The organism is Pseudonocardia benzenivorans CB1190 (assembly GCF_000196675.2).
Taxonomy (GTDB): domain Bacteria; phylum Actinomycetota; class Actinomycetes; order Mycobacteriales; family Pseudonocardiaceae; genus Pseudonocardia; species Pseudonocardia benzenivorans.
Genome location: NC_015312.1, coordinates 6646010 through 6665403, shown reverse-complemented (window position 1 = coordinate 6665403; position 19394 = coordinate 6646010). Strand labels below are relative to the sequence as shown.

Annotated in this window: 18 protein-coding genes; 15 read left to right on the top strand and 3 right to left on the bottom strand. The window is 74.6% G+C overall.

Going from position 1 to position 19394, the window contains the following annotated elements; translation table 11 throughout:
* Positions 1-17 precede the first annotated feature (17 nt).
* The gene (locus tag PSED_RS31595) at positions 18-524 is read right to left on the bottom strand and encodes a quercetin 2,3-dioxygenase (RefSeq protein ID WP_013678286.1); all 507 of its coding nucleotides are present in this window, start codon (positions 522-524) and stop codon (positions 18-20) included.
* A 138-nt stretch (positions 525-662) separates the two neighbouring features.
* On the opposite strand from PSED_RS31595, the gene PSED_RS31590 reads away from it, so the two are divergent.
* On the top strand, positions 663-3461 hold the full coding sequence (locus tag PSED_RS31590; RefSeq protein ID WP_013678285.1) for an ATP-binding protein: 2799 nt from the start codon (positions 663-665) through the stop codon (positions 3459-3461).
* 6 nt (positions 3462-3467) lie between these two features.
* Here the strand turns inward: PSED_RS31590 and PSED_RS31585 are convergent, their stop codons facing one another.
* Entirely contained in the window at positions 3468-4169 is a 702-nt protein-coding gene (locus PSED_RS31585; protein WP_013678284.1) for an SDR family oxidoreductase, read from the bottom strand.
* 83 nt (positions 4170-4252) lie between these two features.
* Between PSED_RS31585 and PSED_RS31580 the strand changes: the two genes are divergently transcribed.
* From PSED_RS31580 to PSED_RS31515, 14 genes are all read left to right on the top strand, one after another.
* Positions 4253-4711: a winged helix-turn-helix transcriptional regulator gene (locus PSED_RS31580; protein WP_013678283.1), complete on the top strand. Its 459-nt coding sequence runs from the start codon at positions 4253-4255 to the stop codon at positions 4709-4711.
* A gap of 55 nt (positions 4712-4766) precedes the next feature.
* Complete coding sequence (locus PSED_RS31575) at positions 4767-5870, top strand: PIN domain-containing protein (RefSeq protein WP_013678282.1); 1104 nt, start codon at positions 4767-4769, stop codon at positions 5868-5870.
* Positions 5867-6592, top strand: coding sequence for a PIG-L deacetylase family protein (locus tag PSED_RS31570; protein ID WP_013678281.1), 726 nt, complete (start codon positions 5867-5869; stop codon positions 6590-6592). The genes PSED_RS31575 and PSED_RS31570 overlap by 4 nt, the downstream gene beginning before the upstream one ends.
* A 648-nt stretch (positions 6593-7240) precedes the next feature.
* Entirely contained in the window at positions 7241-8491 is a 1251-nt protein-coding gene (locus PSED_RS31565; protein WP_013678280.1) for an acyl-CoA dehydrogenase family protein, read from the top strand.
* Complete coding sequence (locus tag PSED_RS31560) at positions 8488-9030, top strand: adenylyltransferase/cytidyltransferase family protein (RefSeq protein ID WP_013678279.1); 543 nt, start codon at positions 8488-8490, stop codon at positions 9028-9030. Before PSED_RS31565 ends, PSED_RS31560 begins: the two co-directional genes overlap by 4 nt.
* Positions 9031-9077: 47 nt before the next feature.
* Positions 9078-10385, top strand: coding sequence for a BPG-independent phosphoglycerate mutase family protein (locus PSED_RS31555; protein ID WP_233899218.1), 1308 nt, complete (start codon positions 9078-9080; stop codon positions 10383-10385).
* 61 nt (positions 10386-10446) lie between these two features.
* Positions 10447-11199 carry a dienelactone hydrolase family protein gene (locus tag PSED_RS31550; protein ID WP_013678277.1) on the top strand — a complete coding sequence of 251 codons (753 nt, stop codon included), beginning with the start codon at positions 10447-10449 and terminating at the stop codon, positions 11197-11199.
* A gap of 5 nt (positions 11200-11204) precedes the next feature.
* Positions 11205-11462 (top strand): DUF6295 family protein, encoded by a 258-nt coding sequence (locus PSED_RS31545; RefSeq protein WP_013678276.1) that lies wholly within the window; start codon positions 11205-11207, stop codon positions 11460-11462.
* Between the two features lie 85 nt (positions 11463-11547).
* On the top strand, positions 11548-12333 hold the full coding sequence (locus PSED_RS31540) for a phosphosulfolactate synthase (RefSeq protein ID WP_013678275.1): 786 nt from the start codon (positions 11548-11550) through the stop codon (positions 12331-12333).
* A gap of 261 nt (positions 12334-12594) precedes the next feature.
* Positions 12595-13941 (top strand): FAD-dependent oxidoreductase, encoded by a 1347-nt coding sequence (locus PSED_RS31535; protein ID WP_013678274.1) that lies wholly within the window; start codon positions 12595-12597, stop codon positions 13939-13941.
* 2 nt (positions 13942-13943) lie between these two features.
* Positions 13944-14207, top strand: a complete 264-nt coding sequence (locus tag PSED_RS31530) for a hypothetical protein (protein WP_013678273.1) — start codon at positions 13944-13946, stop codon at positions 14205-14207.
* Positions 14208-14246: 39 nt separating this feature from the next.
* Positions 14247-14732, top strand: coding sequence for an MSMEG_0572/Sll0783 family nitrogen starvation response protein (locus tag PSED_RS31525; RefSeq protein ID WP_013678272.1), 486 nt, complete (start codon positions 14247-14249; stop codon positions 14730-14732).
* Positions 14733-14838: 106 nt separating this feature from the next.
* A complete protein-coding gene (locus tag PSED_RS31520) occupies positions 14839-15489 on the top strand; it encodes a hypothetical protein (RefSeq protein WP_013678271.1) in 651 nt (216 codons plus the stop codon).
* Positions 15486-16025 carry an MSMEG_0567/Sll0786 family nitrogen starvation N-acetyltransferase gene (locus PSED_RS31515; protein ID WP_013678270.1) on the top strand — a complete coding sequence of 180 codons (540 nt, stop codon included), beginning with the start codon at positions 15486-15488 and terminating at the stop codon, positions 16023-16025. Before PSED_RS31520 ends, PSED_RS31515 begins: the two co-directional genes overlap by 4 nt.
* Positions 16026-16066: 41 nt before the next feature.
* Here PSED_RS31515 and PSED_RS31510 read toward each other — a convergent pair whose 3' ends face one another.
* On the bottom strand, positions 16067-19279 hold the full coding sequence (locus PSED_RS31510; RefSeq protein WP_013678269.1) for an ATP-binding protein: 3213 nt from the start codon (positions 19277-19279) through the stop codon (positions 16067-16069).
* Positions 19280-19394 lie beyond the last annotated feature (115 nt).

The following is a 19394-nucleotide window of genomic DNA, read 5'->3' as shown; positions in this document are numbered from 1 at the left end:
TCGCCGCGGACCGACGGTCAGCCGCCGGTCCGCGGCGACGGGGGCGGGCCCACCATCTCGACGCCGTACTCCGCCATCGCCGCGACGAGCGCCTCGACGTCCGGTGGGCCCTGCGGCGGGGGTGGGAGCGTGAGCGCGCCGGCGGGCTCGCCCGTCGCGAAGAAGAACCTGTCCATGCCGCCGTCGGTGGAGAACGCGAGGAACTTCGCGGTCTCCGACTCGACGCAGAACGTGTGCGGCACGTCGCGCGGCGCCCAGGCGAAGTCGCCGGGCCGCGCGACGATCACGTCGTCGCCGACGTAGAGGGTGAGCTCGCCGTCGAGGACGTAGAACGCCTCGTCCTCGCGGGTGTGCTTGTGGACGGGCGGCGCGTAGCCGCGCGCGCCGTAGGCCTCCTGCGCCCAGAGCCGGCCCCCGGTGTTCGCGCTCGTGGCCTTGAAGGTGAGCAGCGCGCCCAGGTGCCACAGCGCGGGCCCCTCGCCCTCGGCGAGGTGGTAGGGACGGGTGGTGGTCGGCGAGCTCATCGCGGTCTCCTCGGGTCGCTCCTGCTGACGTGGGAGAAGCCTGTCCCGCCCGCGGCCCCGGGCCATCGGGACGGACACGTACTTTGCGTCCGTACGGGTACGTATCCCCGCGGCCAGGGCCGTTCTACGCTCCGTGTCATGGCGGCCGTGCGGTGTCCCACGATCGTGGGCCGCCGGGCGGAGCTGACCGCGCTGCGCTCGTCGCTCGCGGCCGCGCGGCTGGCACGCGGGTCGACGGTCGTGCTGAGCGGCAGGCCCGGGATCGGCAAGTCCCGGTTGGCGCGCGAGGCCGCGGCGGCTGCCCGCGCGTGGCAGGTGCCGGTGCTCGTCGGCCGCGCGGTCGAGGCGGGCGCGGGCACCGCGTTCCGGCCGCTGGCCGAGGCCCTGCTCGGCGGGCTGCGCCGTCGTCCGGAGCCGGACGACCCCGCGCTGGCCCCGTTCCGTCCCGCACTCGGCAGGTTGGTCCCGCAGTGGCGGGAGGCCGAGCGCGCCGACGACTCGCTCGTCGTCCTGGGGGAGGCGGTGCTGCGGCTGCTCGCGGCGCTCGCCGCCGACACCGGGCTGTTGCTCGTCATCGAGGACCTGCACTGGTCGGACGCGGAGACCCTCGCGGTGCTCGAGTACGTCGCCGACAACCTGGCGGGGGAGCGCGTGCTGCTCGTCGTGACGACCCGCGACGACCCCGGCCCGGCGTCCGCGCTGGTCAGGTCGCTCGCAGCACGAGGCGCGGCCACCGTGCACCGGCTGGGCCCGCTCGACGCCGACGAGGTCGCGGAGATGGCCCGGGCCTGCCGGGCCGACGTCGGCGCCGATCTCGCCGCCGTCCTCGACGGTCGCGCCGGGGGCGTCCCGCTGTTCGTCGAGGAGCTGCTCGCCGCGGAGGACCCCGGCTCGCACGTCCCCGACGGCCTCGCCGACCTGCTCGCGGGCCGCGTCGCGACGCTCCCCGCGCCGGCCCGCCGGTGCCTCGACGCGGCCGCGGTGCTGGGCGAGCGGTTCGACTGGCGGCTGCTGCCGGCGGTCACCGCCCTCCCGGACGCCGACGTCGCGGACGCCCTGCGCGCCGCGGTGGGGGCCGGGATCGTCGAGACCACCCGCGACGACGGGTTCCGGTTCCACCATGCCCTCGGCCGCGACGCCGTGCTCGCCGCGATGCTGCCGCCCGACCGGGCCGAGCTGGCACGGCGGGCGTTGACGGCGGTCGAGGCCGCGCACCCGGGGCTGGAAGGGACGTGGTGCGACGTCGCGGCCGACCTGGCGTTGCGCGGTGGCGACACGGCCCGGGCCGCGGCCGTGCTGGTCGAGGCGGGGCGCCGCAACCTTGCCCGCGGCGCGCTGGGGTCGGCCGAGTCGGTGCTCGGACGCGCGCGCGAGCTCGCCGGGGAGGACAGCACCGAGATCGACGAGCTGCTGTCCCGCACGCTCGTGCTCGCCGGCAAGACCGCGGCGGCGGTCGTCGTGACGACCCGGATGATCGACCGCCTGCGCGCCGACGGGGCCGCCGCGGCGCGGGTCGCGACGGCGGAGCTGCGGCTGGCCGAGGCCCACACGACGGCGGGCGACTGGGCCGCCGCCGAGCAGCACCTCGACCGGGCCCGGCGGCTCACGTCCGACCCGGAGCTGCGGTTGCAGATCGCGGCGACCGGCGCCCGGGTCGCGCTCGACGACTCGCGGTTCGACGACGCCCGACGGCTCGCCCACGAGGCCCTCGACGGTGCGGACGCGGCCCCGGACGTGCGGTGCGCGGCGCTGACGGTGCTGGGCCGGATCGCCCGTCGGGACGACCCGGCCGCGGCCGAGGAGCTGTTCACCCGGGCCCGGCGCACGGCCGAGGCGGCGGGGCTACCGGTGGCAGCTGCGCGCGCGGCCGAGGAGCTCGCGATCGGGGACGTCCAGGAGAGCCTGCGCGTCGACCGGCTCTCCGAGGCACGGGCGCGCGCCGCCGCGCTGGGCGACGTCGGCGTCGTCGCGGTGCTCGACCTGCAGGCGGCGGCGATCCACAACTCGCGGTGGGAGGCCGAGGCCGCCGTCGCGGCGGCGGAGCGCTGCATCGCGGCGTCGCGCCGGTTCCGGCTGGCGACCCTGCCGAAGGGGCTCGTGCTCGGCGCGGTCGCCCACGACTACCTCGCCGACCGCGCGACGTCCGACGCCTGGCTCGACGAGGCGCTCGCACTCGCGCCCGACGACACCCACCTGCGCGGCGAGGTGTCGGGCGCCCGCGCCTACCGCGCCATCGCGGCCGCCGACGACACCCGGGCCCTCGCGCTGCTCGACGAGGCGATGGCCTCGTTCGCGGCCCGGCCGAACGAGGTCACCGGGTCGCCGGTCGTCGGCTGCTGGCTGCTGGTGCGCACCGCGCTCGACCCGGCCCGACCCCCGGGGCCGCCCGACCCGATCACGAACCGCTGGAACCGGGGGCTGGCGCGGTTCGCCGACGCCGTCGTCCTGGGCCGGGCGGGGAACGCGCGCGCCGCCGTCGCGGCCTTCGACGACGCGGACGCGATCCTGCGCGAACCGGTGCCCGTGGGCTGGTTCCGCCTGCAGGCCAGACGGATCGTCGCCGGTGCGGCACTGGCCGACGGCTGGGGCGACCCGGCGGTGTGGGCCGCTCAGGACCTGCCGGTGCTGGAGGCCCGTGGGCTGGACCGGTCGGCGGCGGCCCTGCGCGGCATCATGCGCCGCGCCGGGGTGGCGGTACCGCGGCGCGGCCGCGGCGACGCCGAGGTGCCGCAGCCGCTGCGCGCGCTGGGCGTCACGAGCCGCGAGACCGACGTCCTGCTGCTCGTCGCCGAGGGCTGCGGCAACCGTGAGATCGCGGAACGGCTCTTCCTGTCGCCGAGGACCGTGGAGAAGCACGTGGAACGGCTGCTCGCCAAGACCGGGTCGCAGCGGCGGGCCGAGCTCGTCGCCGCCGCGACCCGGCTGCTGGGACCCTGACCCGGGTCAGCCCGCGAGCTGCGGGTAGAGCGCGGCCACACCACCGGCCAGGCCGGCGCGCACCCGGTTGCTGAGCTCGTCGGCGAGCACCTCGTACTCGCCGGCGGCCACGGCGTCCAGCGCCTGCTTGGCCACGATCACCGGGTCGCTCTTGGGGCCGTCGACGTGGGCGGCCATGTCGGTGTCCATGTAGCCGACGTGCAGCGCCGTCGTCACGATGCCCTTGGGGGCCAGCTCGAGGCGCACCGCGTCGGTCAGTGCCCAGGCCGCGGCCTTGGCCGCGGTGTAGGCGGCGGACGGGACCGGGTGGACCCACGACAGCACCGACAGGACATCGAGGATGCCGCCGCCGCCGTTCGCCTCGATGACCGGGGCGAAGGCGCGGACCATGCCGAGCGTGCCGAAGTAGTGGGTCTCCATCTCCAGCCGGATGTCGGCGAGGTCGCCGTCGAGCAGGCCCGCGCCCGTCGAGCTGCCTGCGTTGTTGACCAGCAGGGTGACGTCACCCGCCGCGGCGACGGCGGCCGCGACGGCGTCCGGGTCGGTGATGTCGAGCGCCAGCGGGACGGCGCCCGGCAGGTCGACCGCCCCGGGGTTGCGGGCGGCCGCGTACACCTTCGCGCCGCGTTCCAGCAGGTCGGCGGCGAGGTGTCGGCCCAGGCCCCGGTTGGCCCCCGTGACCAGCGCGACCGCGTTCCGGATCTCCATCGGTGTCTCCCGGCAGTTGAGTAGGTAATTCCAAGCTAGCAGTCTGAATAGCAAATGCCAACTCAGGTGCGTAGACTCGTGGCATGGCCGTGACGCAGCAGACGTGCTCGATCGCGCGCTCGCTCGAGGTCCTGGGGGAGCGCTGGACGTTCCTGATCCTGCGGGAGGCGCTCTCGGGGACCACCCGGTTCGCCGACTTCCGCGCGGTGCTCGGGATCGCGCCGGACGTGCTCAGCAACCGGCTCGCCACGCTCGTCGACGCGGGTGTGCTGGAGAAGCAGCCCTACCGCGAGCCCGGGGCACGCGTCCGCGACAGCTACCACCTCACGCCGGCGGGCGCGGAGCTGCAGGTGGTGCTCGGTGCGCTGCAGCAGTGGGGCGACGAGCACCGCCCCTATCCGCCCGGCCCGACCATCCTGCGCCGCACCGCCGACGGCCGGCCCGTGCACGTCGGATTCGTCGACGACGAGGGCCGCGAGGTGCCGCCCGCCGAGGTGCGGTTCGTCCGGACCGCGACGTACCCGACCGGGGACGGCCGGTAGCCCGCCGACGGCCCCCCAATAGGCTGCGCGGCACCAGCACCACAGGGGGCCGACGATGATCAGCGACGACGAACGCATCGCCCTGTTCCTCGACTACGAGAACCTCGCGATCGGCGCCCGGGAGGGACTCGGGGTCAGTCCCTTCGACTTCGGGCCGATCGCCGACGCGCTGGCCGAACGCGGCCGGGTCGTCGCCCGCCGGGCCTACGCCGACTGGTCGTACTTCGACGACGACCGGCGGTTGCTTGCCCGGGCGCAGGTCGAGCTGATCGAGATCCCGCAGCGGCTCGGAGGATCCCGCAAGAACGCCGCCGACATCAAGCTCGCCGTCGACGCCATCGAGCTGGCCTACGAGCGCGGTTTCGTCACCACGTTCGCCATCGGCACCGGCGACTCGGACTTCACCCCACTGGTGCACAAGCTGCGCGAGATGGACAAGCGGGTGATCGGGATCGGCGTCCAGTCGTCGACGTCGGCGCTGCTCCCGCCCGCCTGCGACGAGTTCCTGTTCTACGACCGCCTCCCCGGCGTCGACGCGCGCCCCCCGGTCCGCCGCCCCCGTCGACCGGCCGACCGGCACGAGCCCGCCCCGACGACGCCCGCGCCCGACCCGGTCGTCGTCGTGACCGAGCCGGACCCGCCGGACCCGGCCCCCGACGAGCCCGTGGGCAGCACCGCCGACGGCGACGTCGGCAGGCTGGTCGCGAGCACGCTCGCCGGTCTGCAGCGCCACACCGACGGCCCGGTGCTCGCCTCGCGCCTCAAGCGCGCGATCCTGCGCAAGGACCCGACGTTCGACGAGGGCGACCACGGGTTCCGGGGCTTCGGCGAGCTGCTGCGCCACCTGCAGGGCGAGCGGGTGGTCGAGCTGCGCGAGGGCAGCGCGCAGGGCGACCCCGAGGTGACCTTTCCGGAGGACGGCTCCGCCGACGACGATGCGTTCGCCCTGCTCGTCGACGTCGTGCGCGAGCTCGCAGGCCCGGGCGGGGTGCAGCTGAGCGGGCTGAAGGATCAGATGCGCAAGCGGGTGCCGGACTTCAGCGAGAAGCGCCACGGCTTCAACAGCTTCCTGTCGTTCGCCAAGGCGGCCAGGGCCCGCGGGCTCGTCGCGATGGAATGGGACGACGACCTCGCCGACCACCGGCTGCGTGTCGCATGACCGCGCCGTCGCTGGAGCCGATGCCCGGGGACTGGACCCGCGGGCTGGCCGTCGTCGCCCATCCCGACGACCTGGAGTACGGCGCGTCGTCGGCGATCGCCCGGTGGACCGACGAGGGCCGCGACGTCGCCTACCTGCTCGCCTGCCGTGGCGAGGCGGGGATCGACACCCTGCCGCCGGCCGAGTGCGGGCCGCTGCGCGAGGCGGAGCAGCGGGCCGCGGCGGCCGAGGTCGGCGTCTCCGTCGTGGAGTTCCTCGACGGCCACCCCGACGGCCTCATCGAGTACGGCATCCCGCTGCGCCGCGACATCGCGGCCGCGATCCGCCGGCACCGCCCGGAGCTCGTCGTCACGGGGAACTTCCACGAGACGTGGTTCGGCGGGGGCGGTCGCAACATGGCCGACCACATCGCGGTCGGCCGCGCCTGCGTCGACGCGGTGCGCGACGCCGCCAACCGCTGGCTCTTCCCGGAGCTGGGCGAGCCCTGGAGCGGGGTGCGCTGGGTGGCGGTCGCCGGGTCGCCCCTGAGCGGCCACGGCGTGGCCGTCGACGACCATCTCGACCGCGGGATCGCCTCGCTGACCGCGCACCGCGCGTACCTGGCGGCGCTCGACGGCGAGATGGCCGACCCGGGCTCGTTCCTGCGCGGGCACGCGGCCGCCGCCGCCGAGCACCTGCCCGGCGCCCGGTTCGCGACGACGTTCGAGCTCATCGCGGTGTGACCCGGACCCGGACCGTGGCCGGTGTGCCCACGGTCCGGGCGTCTCGGAGGGCGGTCAGGCCGCCAGCGTGCCGTGCGGGTCGATGACGTACTTGCGCGCCGCGCCCTTGTCGAACTCCTGGTAGCCGCGGGGCGCGCGAGCGAGATCACGGTGGCGTTCACCGCCTTCGCGATCTGCACACGGTCGTGCAGGATCGCCTTCATCAGGCCGAGGTTGTAGCGCATGACGGGGCACTGGCCGGTGGTGAACGACAGCGACTTCGCCCAGCCCGTGCGCAGCGACAGCGGGAGCGACCCGACCTCGGCCGCCTCGTCGATGCCGCCGGGATCGCCGGTCACGTAGAGACCCGGGATGCCGAGCGCACCACCGGCCGCGGTGATCTCCATGAGCGAGTTCAGCACCGTCGCCGGGGCTTCGGAGGCCGAGCCCGCGCCGTGGCCGCGATGTCGTGGACCTCGACCTTGCCCGGTCCCACGTACGCGACGGCCTGTTGCCCGACATGTGTGCTCCTTGCGTCGTCCGTTCCGTTCCGGTCCGTTCCCGGCGGACACCGCGATCACCGCGACGAAAACCGTTGGGCGCCCGCGTCCCTCGCACGGTGGAGGCGAACACCACCCCGCCTTGCCGCGCCCGTCCGGTCGGTCGACGATGCGAGGCGTGCCGACGAACGCCATCCGCGACATCTCCCCGTCCGACCGCGTCCTCGACTACACCTCGCGGTTCCGGACGTTCCTCGACGCCGAGGTCGCGCCTCTGGAGCAGGAGCTGCACTCGGCGGACGCCGGAACGCCGTGGAACCCGAGGCTCGACGACAAGGGCCGCATGCACCCGCTGGTCTGGGAGGCCCGCCGCGAGGTGCAGCGCCGCTCGGCGAAGGCCGGGCTCTACAACCCGCACATCCCCGCCGAGCTGGGCGGGGGTGGGTTCGGCCGCGTCGAGATGCAGCACGTCGAGGAGTACGTCTACCACGCGTCCGGGCTGGGGCTCGGGCTCGCCGCGCTCGCCTGGACCGAGGGCGCGAACCCCGCCCTCACCCACGTGTCCGACGTCGCCCGCGGCCGCTACCTCGACCCGCTCATGGCGGGCGAGGTGACGACCGCGTTCGCCAACACCGAGCGCGAGGTCGGCACCGACGTCCTCGCCATGGGCACCAGGGCCCGCCGCGACGGCTCCGACTGGATCCTCGACGGCACCAAGGCCTGGATCACCAACGCCCATTTCGCGGACTTCGTGCAGGTCGTGGCGGTCACCGAGGCGGGAGCGGGCACCCGGTCGCTGTCGATGTTCCTCGTCGACGCGGACGCCCCGGGCTTCCACCGCGGCCGCGACATCCCGACGATGCTCAACGACGGCCTCACCGGCGAGCTGCACCTCGACGGCGTCCGGGTCCCCGCGGAGAACGTCGTCGGCGAGGTCGGCGACGGTTTCGCCCTCGCGATGACCTGGATCAACTGGCGACGCATGTGCCGCGGCGGCATGTGCGCGGGCTGGGGGACCTGGCTGCTGGAGCGGGCGACCGAACGGGCCCGCACGCGTGAGTCCGGCGGGCGTCCCATCGGCGAGCTGCAGGCGGTCCAGCACCTGCTCGCCGACATGGACGCCGACGTGTTCGCCGCGCGGTCGGCCTCGCTCGTCGGGCAGGTGGAGCTCGACGAGCTCGGCCCCTTCGACATCCCCGCGCACCGCGACGTCCCGCGGCTGGTCAGCCTCATCAAGGTCGTCAACGACGAGGCGTTCTTCCGCGTCGCCGACCGGGCCGTGCAGGTACACGGCGGCACCGGCCTGTTGCTCGGGTCGGCCGAGGAGAAGCTCTTCCGTGTCGCGCGCAACCTGCGGATCCCGGCCGGCACCGTGGAGATCCAACGCAACGCGATCGCCCGCGGGCTGCTGCGCCCGTGAGACCGCTCGGCTGTGTCACCGGCCGGTTCCAGCCCGTCCACGACCAGCACCTCGAGCTGTTCGAGCTGGTCGCGGCGGAGTGCGAGCATCTCGTCGTCGCGGTCACGAACCCCGACAGCGGTGCCCGCCGGGCCGAGCCGACGTCGGAGCACCGGCACCGGCCGGAGGCCAACCCGTTCAGCTACTTCGAGCGGGTCCGGCTGCTCACGGTCGCCCTCGACGCCGCCGGGCTCGGTGACCGGACGACGATCGTGCCCTTCGACCTCACCCGCCCCGAGGTGTGGACGCAGTACGTCCCGCGGCACGGCCACCAGTACGTCCGCGTCTTCTCGGAGTGGGAGCGGGACAAGGCCGGCCGGCTCGCGGCCGCGGGATACGAGGTGACGGTGCTCGACGGCGACGCTGCGACGAAGCGGCACGCCGCCGACGTCCGCGCCCTGCTCGCCTCCGGCGGGGACTGGGCCGGGCTGGTCCCGCCGGCGACGGTGCCGCTCCTGCGGGCCCTGGACCGGCTGCGGCCGGCGGGCGGGCCGCGATGAGGCCACCGGGGTACGGGGAGGGACAACCCAGGCTCGACGACGACCGCATGCCGGTCGTGCTCGTCGTCCTGGACGGGCTGGGCGATCGGCCGGTCCCCGAGCTCGGTGGCCGCACCCCGGCCGAGGCCGCGCACACCCCGGTGCTCGACGAGCTGGCCCGGCGTGGCGCGTCCGGCTGGCACCTCCCGTTCGGTTGGGGGCTCGCGCCGGCGTCGGAGCTGGCGCACTGGGCGATGTTCGGGTTCGTCGACGTGCCGTTCCCGGGGCGCGCGGTGGTCGAGGCCCTGGGTGCGGGGATCGACGTCCCCTACGGGGTGGCGGCCACCCACGCGGCGCTGCGCACGTCGCGCGCCGACCGCGGGCTCGTGTGGCTGACGGGCCGGACCGCCCGCGCGGACGGCGACGACGCCGCGGCCCTGCTCGCCGGGCTCGGGCCGGTGCTCGCCCGGCACGGCGCCACGCTGCAGCCGCTCGGCGGCCGCGGGGAGGCGTTGCTGCTGCTCGACGGGCACGTCGACGGCGCCGTCACCGACTCCGACGCGTTCTTCGAGGACCGCCATCCGTGGCTGCGTCCGCTCCCGACGCGACCGTCGGCCGGGCCCGCGGCCGAGGCGCTCACGTCGCTGCTCCTCGACGCCAGGGACGTCCTGCACGCCCACCCGGTGAACGCGGCGCGGCGCGAGCGCGGCCTGCCCCCGCTCGACGTCCTGACGACGAAGTGGTCCGGTTCCCGTGACCCCATCCCGTCGTTCACCACGGCCGTAGGGGTCGCGGGAGGCATGGTCACCAGCACCCGGCTCTACCGCGGGCTGGCGGCGCTGCTCGGGATGACCGGCCTGCACATCCCGCCGGTGCCCGACGTCGGCGCCGACCTCGCGGCGCGGCTGCACGCGGCGGGCGACCTGGTCGCGGGCGGCGCGCGCTTCGTCCACGTGCACACCAAGGCGACCGACGAGGCAGGCCACACCAAGCAGCCGCTCGCCAAGCGCGACGTGATCGAGGCCGCGGACGCGGGGCTCGCGGCGCTGCACGAGCTGGCGGACCGCGCGGTCGTCTGCGTCACCGGCGACCATGCCACCCCGTCGACGGGCGGCGTCCTGCACACCGCCGACCCGACCCCGCTGCTCGTCGCGGGCCCGACCGTGCGCCCCGACGCCGTCACCGCGTTCGGCGAGAGCCACGCCCACGCCGGCTGGTACGGCGCGGTACGGGCGGCCGAGCTGCTGCCGCTCCTGTTCGGACACGCCAATCGGCCGGTGTTCCTGGGCCATCGCGCGACGCCGGGCCCCACCGTCGCGCTGCCCGACCACCCCGAGCCGATGCCCGGGCGCGACCGCGGGGCGCCGCGGGGGTAAGCATGAGAGGTCAAGGGGCGCAGGCAAATCCGCCCGAACGTGACAACGAGGGAGGAAGCCCGTGGCCTACGACGCGGTGATCGCCGAGACGATCGGCATCCAGGGCGCGAACGGCGACGTGATCGGGGCCTACAGCGCCCGCCCGTTCGACGGCGCCGCCCGCGGCGGCGTGGTGGTCATCCACCACATGCCCGGCTACGACCGCGAGTCCAAGGAGACGGTCCGGCGCTTCGCCGTCGAGGGCTACAACGCCGTCTGCCCCAACCTGTACCACCGCGAGGCGCCCGGCGCGGCACCGGACGACGCCGCCGCCACGGCCCGCGCGAACGGCGGGGTCCCCGACGACCGGCTGGTGGGCGACGTCGCCGGCGCGGCCGGCTGGCTGCGCAGCCTGCCCAACTCGAACGGCAGGGTCGGCACGATCGGCTTCTGCTCGGGCGGGCGGCAGGCCTTCCTGACGGCGCTGGAGCTCGACATCCAGGGCGCCGTCGACTGCTACGGCGCGTTCGTCGTCGGCGAGCCGCCCGAGGGGTTCCCGCTGCGGGTCCGGCCGCTGGGCGACCGGGTCGGCGAGCTGCGGGCGCCGGTGCTCGGCATGTTCGGCAACGACGACGCGCACCCGTCGCCCGCGGAGGTCGACGAGCTGGAGAAGCTCCTGCAGGAGGCGGGCAAGGAGTACGAGTTCCACCGCTACGACGACACCGGCCACTCCTTCTTCTCGGTCGACCGGCCGGCGTACCGGCCGATGTCGGCCGTGGACGGCTGGCAGAAGATCTTCGCGTTCTTCGCCGCGAAGCTCGGCGGGGAGGCCTGAGACCCGTGTGCACCTACAGCACCGAGAAGCTCGACGTCGAACGCAGCAGCGGCAAGGGCGCCGACGGCTGGTTCCCGCTGCGGACGGCGACGGTCTACTACGACCACCCCGTCCACGCCCCTGACGACCACACCGTGAACATCGACTTCCTGAACCCGGAGCGCGGGCCGGGCGCCAGGGTGGCCGTCGAGCTGAGCCTCGACTCGGCGAAGGCGCTGATCGAGGCCCTGCAGGTGACCGTCGAACGGGCCGCGCACCACTGACGGGGTCCGGCCGGATGTTACGTGAGAGGGTCGACACGGTTTCCGATAGTGGATGGGATTCACTATCGGAGCTTAGAGTCGAGGGGTGACACTTCCCGCGTTCCTCGGGCTCCCGCCGCGCTCGGTCAAGCCGCGCTCGGTCGGGGTCACCCACGTCATCGACCAGGGGGCCGGCACGGCGGCCACGGCCGACCTGCTGGCGTCGGCGGCAGGGCACATCGACATCTGGAAGGTCGGCTGGGGCACGGCGTACGTCGACTCCGCGCTCGGCCCCAAGCTGGCACTGCTCGACGCGCACGACGTCGCCGCCTGCCTCGGCGGAACGATGCTCGAGATCGCCTGGGCCCAGGGCGCCGCCGAGGCCTGCCTGGAGTGGGCGGGCGAGGTCGGCTTCCGCTACATCGAGGTCTCCCGCGGCACCGTCGCGATGTCGCTGCCGGAGAAGCGGGCGCTGATCCGGCGCGCGGCCCGCGACTTCACCGTGCTCGCCGAGGTCGGCGCCAAGTCGCCGGGTGAGCGCAACGCGGCTCGGCACTGGCCGTCGGAGTGCCTGTCCGACCTCGACGCCGGTGCCCGGCTCGTCGTCACCGAGGGCAGGCAGAGCGGCACCGTCGGGACGTTCGACGAGTCGGGCCGCGTCCGGCCCGACGTCGTCGAGGCCGTCGTCGCCGCGACCGGGGTGGAGCGGGTGATCTTCGAGGCGCCGCGGGCCGCCCAGCAGGCGTGGTTCGTCCGGCGCTTCGGCCCGGACGTCAACCTGGGCAACGTCGCGCTCGCCGACGTGCTCTCGGTCGAGACGCTGCGGCTGGGACTGCGGTCCGACACTGCCGCCGTCACCCGTCGCGAGCACCTGGAGGCCGAGCTCGCCTGACACGCTCCGGGTACGCGCGACCACGGTCGGAGGTGGCCGCACGGACGCCGGCCGCGGCGATGCGGCACCATGGGTCGACGCTCCACCGGAGGTGTCGACGCACGTCGCGGGCCCGCAGCGGGCCCGGGCGGCCGCGGTTACGGCTGTGTTGCCACTGGCGGGGGGCGTTGACACTGTTCAGGCGTTGAGTATGGTAAAAATCCTGAATCGCATAGTGAACGACCGTGCGATCCTCAGCGCACACGGAGGAAGGCGGGCGACGTGCCGCGGAAGACAGTGATCATCGGTGGTGGTCCCGGCGGGACCGGCGCCGCGGGCGGCGTCAAGGCCGTCGACCCCTCGGCCGAGGTGGTCCTCTACACCCAGTTCGAGGACATCGCCTACAGCCCGTGCGGCATCCCCTACGTCCACGGCGGCGAGATCGACAGCTTCGACCGGCTGATCCTGGCGGGCAAGCAGGCCTACGTGGACGCGGGCATCGACGTGCACTACGAGACCACCGTGACCGCGATCGACACCGCACGCAAGACGGTCACCGTCAAGGGCGAGGGCGAGGTCTCCTACGACAGCCTCGTCATCGGCACCGGCTTCGCCTACGCCGACCCGGGCGTGCCCGGCACCGACCTCGGCGGCCTGTACTACGTCAAGAACATCCGGGCCGCCGCGGAGTGGGACAAGGTCATCGCCAACTCCAAGCGCGCCGTGGTCGTCGAGGCCTCCCCGCTCGGCCTGGAGATGGTCACCGCGCTGGCACACCGCGGGATCGAGACCCACCTGATCGACCCGAACCCGTACGCGCTCGCCGCGATGGCCGACCCGGACATCATGGCGCCGGTGGAGGAGTCCTGGCGCGAGCTGGGCGTCCACCTGCACTTCAACACGACGCTCGAGGCGTTCCTCGGCGACGCCGACGGCAAGGTCCGCGCGGTGCGGACGTCGTCGGGGGAGATCCCGGTCGACCTGGCGGTCGTCGCCACGCACAAGACCCCGAACAACGCCCTCGCCGCCGCGGCGGGGATCAAGCTGGGGTCGACGGGCGGCATCGTCGTCGACGAGCACATGAAGACCTCGGCCCCCGACGTGTGGGCCGCGGGCGACGCCTGCGAGATCCCGCACGGCCTCGCGGGCACGCCGCTGCAGGGCCTCACCGGTTCGCACGCGTACGCGCAGGGCAAGGCGGCGGGTCAGAACGCGGGCGGTGGCGACAAGACCTACAAGACGGTGTTCGTGCCGTGGGGCACGCCCGCCGGCAAGTGGGTCATCGGTGGTGCGTCGTTCGGCGAGGCCACCGCGACGGCCATCGGCATCCCGTACGTCGTAGGGGTCGCCGAGGGGATCTCGCGGTCCCGGTACTACTCGGGCGTCAAGAAGGTCAAGCTCAAGATCTTGGCCGACCCGAAGTCGCACAAGGTCATCGGTGCCCAGATGGTCGGTGGCGGCGACGGCATCAAGGAGCGCGCCGACTTCCTCGCGCAGGCCATCCGTTTCGGGATGACCCTCGAGGACCTGGCGACGATGGAGAACGTCTTCGCCCCGGCGATCGGCGCGCTCACCGAGCCGATCGTGGTCGCGGCCAACAACGGCCTCGTCGCGGCGAAGAAGGCCTGACCGTGGCGGGCGGCTTCTTCGGGTGGCTGCGTCACAACGCCGAGCACTACCTGCTGGTCGACGCCCAGCGGAAGCTCTCGGTCAAGCTGGGCACGCCCGCTCCGCGGCCTCCGCGGGGCGCCAAGGAGATCTTCTGGTTGAAGATCTTCGCCCCGGTCTACGGCGCCCTGCCGTGGCCGGTCCGGAGCACGGTGATGCGCGCGATGCCGGGCAGCCACCGGAAGACGTGGGCCGAACCGCCTGCCCTGCAGGGGCCGGCGGTCTGACCCTCGAAGCACCAGCCATCCAAACAGAAGGAGTGCACTGTGGCTCAGATCGTCGGTGAGCGGGCTCAGGCGGGCGACGCGATTGTCGACTACGACCAGAAGCTGTTCGACGACATCCAGGCCGAAGCCGGTGAGAAGGCCTACATCTTCATGCACACCGTGCCCTACGAGGGCTCGGTCGGTCTGGTCAACATGCTGACCTGTACCCGCATCAACCGTAAGGGCTTCGACACCAGCCTCGTGCTGTACGGCCCCGGCGTGCTCATGGCGTCGGCGACCCGTGGTTTCCCGACCGTCGGCTCGGAGGCCTTCCCCGGCCACCTCGCCTACAACAACCAGCTGCAGACCTTCATGAAGGAGGGCGGCAAGGTCCTGGCCTGCCGCTTCGCCATGGCCGCGCTGTACGGCATGCGCGAGACCGACCTGATCGAGGGCGTGCAGCCGATCCACCCGCTGGACATCCTGGACTGCACGCTGACCGCCCGCCGTGAGGGCGCGCTGGTCATGCAGACCTGGACGCTCTGACACACGGTTACACCGCTCGACCGCGGAGGCGGGACCGGCACGTCCGGTCCCGCCTCCGCGGCGAGTCGCTCCTCGCAGCTCCTGGAGCGGACCAGAACGGCCTCCCGTGGACATCCACCCGGCACTGGACGTCGCCCGGACGCAATGGCGCGATGCCGAGGAGCGGCTTCTTCCCGTCCTGATCACCGAACCGGCCGCCGCCGCGCGGGCGATCGAGGTGATCGGGCGGCTCCTCGTCGTCCTGCGGAACCGGGGCGACGATCCCGCGGCCCTGCTGGCCGCGGCGTCCGACGCCGACGCACTCGTCGCGGCGCTCGCCCTCCCGCCCGTCGACGTCCCCGCCGAGCTGCTCGCGGGCGTCGCCTGCGGTGCCCGGCTCCGGGAGATCGCCGCCAGGCAGGACGAGCGCCGGGTCGAACAGCTCGTCGCCCGCGGACTCGAGACGGGCGCGACGTGGGTCGTGCTCGCCGGTCCCGAGGACCCGGGCCGGGTCACCGAAGGCCGGGTGGTCACGGTGCACGTGGCGTCCCGGACGGTCCTCACCGCCACGGCCGACCCGGGCGCGGCCGACGGACCCTACGAGCTCCAGGTGCGCCCGCACCTCGGAAACCCGTTGGCGCGCAGGTTCTGTGACCGTGCGGAGTGGCTCGACGAGTTCCGGCTCTGCCGGTGCGACGTCGAGGCCCTGCACGGGGGCCGGGCACCGAGGCCGGCGGCGACACCAGTGGCGACAGCGACGCGGACAGGAGCACGATGACCACCACCGACCCGATCACCGTCGCGAGGCCCTGGCGGACCGAACCGCGGCCCCGGCTGGAGTGCAAGCTCGCCACCGACGACGCCGACCTCGCCTATCACCACGCCATCCGGCGGTCGGTCTTCGTGCTCGAACAGGCGGTCTTCGCCCGCTCCGACAACGACGTCCGCGACGAGGACGCCTCCACGATGCGCATCCTCGGCTACGCCGACGGCGAGCCCGCAGGCACCGTCCGGCTGTTCCCGATCGATCCCGGCGAGCCCGGCGGCGACTGGCAGGGCGACCGGCTGGCTGTGCTCCCCCCGTTCCGCAGCATGCTGCTGGGCCTCCCGCTCGTCCGCGCGGCCGTCGCGACGGCCGCGGCCCGTGGCGGCAGCCGGATGATCGCGCACGTGCAGCCGGCCAACCGCACCTTCTTCCGACGCCTGGGCTGGACCCAGGTCGGGGAGCCGGAGGTCTACCTCGGGCTGCCCCACCTGCTGATGGAGATCGACCTCGCCGCGGCGCGTGCCGCGAGCCGTCCGTCTGCGTCCTGACGCGCCTGCCCGGAGCGGCCGGCCCCCGGCGCCGGCATCCCTCAGGACGTGCGTACGCCCTCGGTGGTGAGCCGGCCCGCCCGCGCGAACGTCTCGCGTAGCTCCGTCGGGAGCGCGGCGGCGACGCGCGCCGTCGCCGCGCGCCGTTGGGCCGGCGTGCCGAGCTGTCCGATGACGAGGTCGGAGCGGGTGGTCGCGGCGACGCGGGCGGCCTCGTCGGGGCGGTCGAGTGCGGCGAGGGCGAGGGCTTCGTACTTGGGTGAGGCGTAGAGGCGGGCTTCGACGAGCAGGGCTTCGGCGTGTTCGGGTTCCCAGCGGGAGCGCATTTCGAGGTAGCGCATGACGGCGCGGGGTTTGAAGGGCAGGGAGCGGTCGAGGGTGGGGGCGGCGGCGGTGACGAGGTCGGCGGCGGCGTCGTCGTGGCCCAGGAGCAGGTCGCAGTCGGCGAGGGCGAGCAGGGCGTGGAGTTCTTGTTCGAGTTCGAGTGCGCCGCCGCCGCGGCGGGCGAGTTCGACGGCGTGTTCGGCGTGGTCGCGGGCGCGGTGGACCTGGCCGAGTTCTTGCCAGAGCCAGCTGGTGGCGGTTTCGATGCCGGCGCGGTAGAAGCCGACTTTCTCGGCGTCGATGAGGCGGCGGGCGTTGTCGAGGGCGCGGAGGGCGCCGGCGAAGTCGCCGGAGTCGCCGCGGGCGAGTGCGGTGAAGAAGAGGGTCTGGAGCAGGGGGCGGAACTCGCCGGTGCGGCGGCAGAGGGCGGCGGCGCGGGCGAGGACGGTCTTGGCCTCGGTGAAGCGGTCCATGTGTTGCAGCAGCGCGCCCTGGTAGGCCAGGGCCATGCCGCGCGTCGAGTCGTCGGGTCCACTGCCGAGCACCTGTTCGTAGGCGGTGCCGGCGCCGGCGTAGTCGCCGTCCCAGTGCCGGACGCGGCCCAGGAGCAGAGTGGCGCTGGGCAGGGCGCCGGGGGCGGCGGCGGCGGACTCGGCGAGCTCGGTGGCCTGTTCGGCGAGGTCGACGGCGGCCATCGCGTCGCGGGCGTAGAGCGCCGTCCAACCCAGCTGCTCCAGCGCGCGGGCCTCCAGCTCCGAGTCGTCCATCCCGCGCGCGAGCTCGAGTGCCTGCTCGTGGTCGGCGACCGCGTCGTCGTGCCGGCCGATCTGCGAGCAGGCGCGCCCGCGCCGCAGCAACGTCTGCACCAGCACGACGACGTCGCCCGCACTGCGCGCGGCGCCGACGGCCTTGGACAGCAGCTCGACGGCCTCGTTGTTGGCGAACGCGCGCGACGCGACCTCGGCCGCGGCGGTCCACGCGTCGGCGGCCGACGACCAGTCCCCGGCGGCCGCGTAGTGGCGTGCGGCGGTCTCGGGACGGGCGTCGAACATCCGCGCCGCGCGCCGGTGCCTGCTGACCCGCACCGGGCTCGGCGACGACTCGTAGGCGACCTGCCGGACCACGTCGCTGACGAACGCCAGCGCGTCGCGGCGCAGGCGCAGCAGGCCGTGCCGCACCGCCTCGTCGGCCCGCGTCGTGCACGTGCGCTCGTCGATCCCGGCGAGCGCGGCCAGGTCGGCGGGCGTGAACGACGCGCCCAGCACCGCGGCCTGCCCGAGCAGCTCGGCGACGTCCTCGTCGACGCCCGCGATGCGCTCGGCCACGATGTCGCGCAACGAACGGGGCACCGGGACGGCGCCGTCGTCGGGCCGGGACCCGGGTGTGTCGGGCTGTCGCAGCAGCTCGGTGACGAACAGCGGCGAACCCCCGGTCCGGGCGTGCAGCCTGCGCGGGTCGTGGCCGGTCCCGGCGCGGCGGACGAGCTCGGCGACGGCGGCGACGTCGAGCGGGCCCAGCACGAGCCGCTCACCGGGAACGTCGTGCAGCGGCTCGGCCGCCACGGGGTGCGCGCCCTGCTCGGTGACGACGAGCAGCACCCGCGCCCCCGGGATGGTCCGCCACTCGCGGACGGCCACGCCGAGCGCGGCGATCGTGGAGCGGCCGGCGTGGTGGGCGTCCTCGACCGTCACCAGCACCGGGCGCCGGGTGGCGAGCCGGGCGACGAAGCCGGCGAAGGCGTCGACCGCGCGCCCGTGCGCCAGTTCAGGGTCGGCGAGCTCGGGCCCGGGGCCGGGTCCGGCCTGCTCACGGTCGGCCTCGGCGATCAGGTCGGCCAGCTCGGGGACGAGCTGGGCGAGCGTGTCGAGGCGGGGGCCCGCCAGCGCGAGCACGTCGGCCGGGTCGACCCGGCGCAGCGCCGCGCGCACGACCTGCACCAGCGGCTCGAGGTAGAGCGAGCGCTCGGCCTCGAAGCAGGTCACGGGCAGGACCAGGGCGCCGTCGCGGCGGAGTTCGTCGGCGAAGCGGTCCACGAGCGCGCTGCGGCCGATCCCGCTCACCCCGGACACGACCACGAGCCCCGGCTCCCCGGTGCACGCGCGGTCCCAGTGCGCGCGAAGGACGTCGAGCTCCCCGTCGCGCCCGACGACGGGGTCGGGGCCGGGCTCGGACGCCGCGGCGGCCGGGTGCCGCGCGGCGTGGACGGTGTCGCGCAACGCGCGCGTCGCGGGCGACGGGTCGCACCCCAGCTGGTCGGACATGGCGGCCTCGAGCCGGGCGTACTCGGCGAGCGCCGCGCCGGGATCCCCGGCCCGCCAGCGTCCCGTCATCACGACGCGGCAGGCCTCCTCGTCGAGCGGGTCGGTGGCCAGGGCCGCGCCCGCGACCTCGACGGCCAGGTCCGGCGCGCCGAGCGCCAGCGCGGCGGTGCTCCGGGCGATGCGGGCCCGGCGCAGGTAGCGCGCGGCGCGCAGCCGGACGTCGGAGACCCACTCGTCGGCGGGCTCGCCGGCCATGGCCTCGCCGGCGTCGAGCGTCGTCGTCGCGAGCTCGGCGGCGGTGAGTGCGACGGCGAACCGCCCGTGCGCCAGTTCGCGTTCCGCCGTCTCCACGTGCTCGATCGCCTCGGCCAGGTCGGTGCCGAGGTCGTCGGGGACGAGGCGGTACCCCGCGGGGGTGCCGTCGATCCGGTCGCGCCCCAACGTCCGGCGGAGCCTGCTGACGAGGGCGGCGACGTTGCGGTCGGCGTGCTGCGGCGGCGACTCGTGCCAGAGGGCTTCGACGAGCACCCCGACGGCGACGAACTCGCCGGGCCGCTCGGCCAGCACGGCGAGCGCGCGCCTGGCCTTGCCGACGGGCACGACCACGGCCTGCTCGCCCTCTATGGTGAACGGGCCGAGCAGGCGCAACCGCAGGTGGGCCCGGGGCACGCGCGGACTCTATCGGGGTCGCAGGACGTGACGTGACGAGCGGCCGTCTACTATAGTGTGCGCACACCTCCGATGATGAAGACCCGGCCCCGGTCACGGGACCCCGACGGGAAAG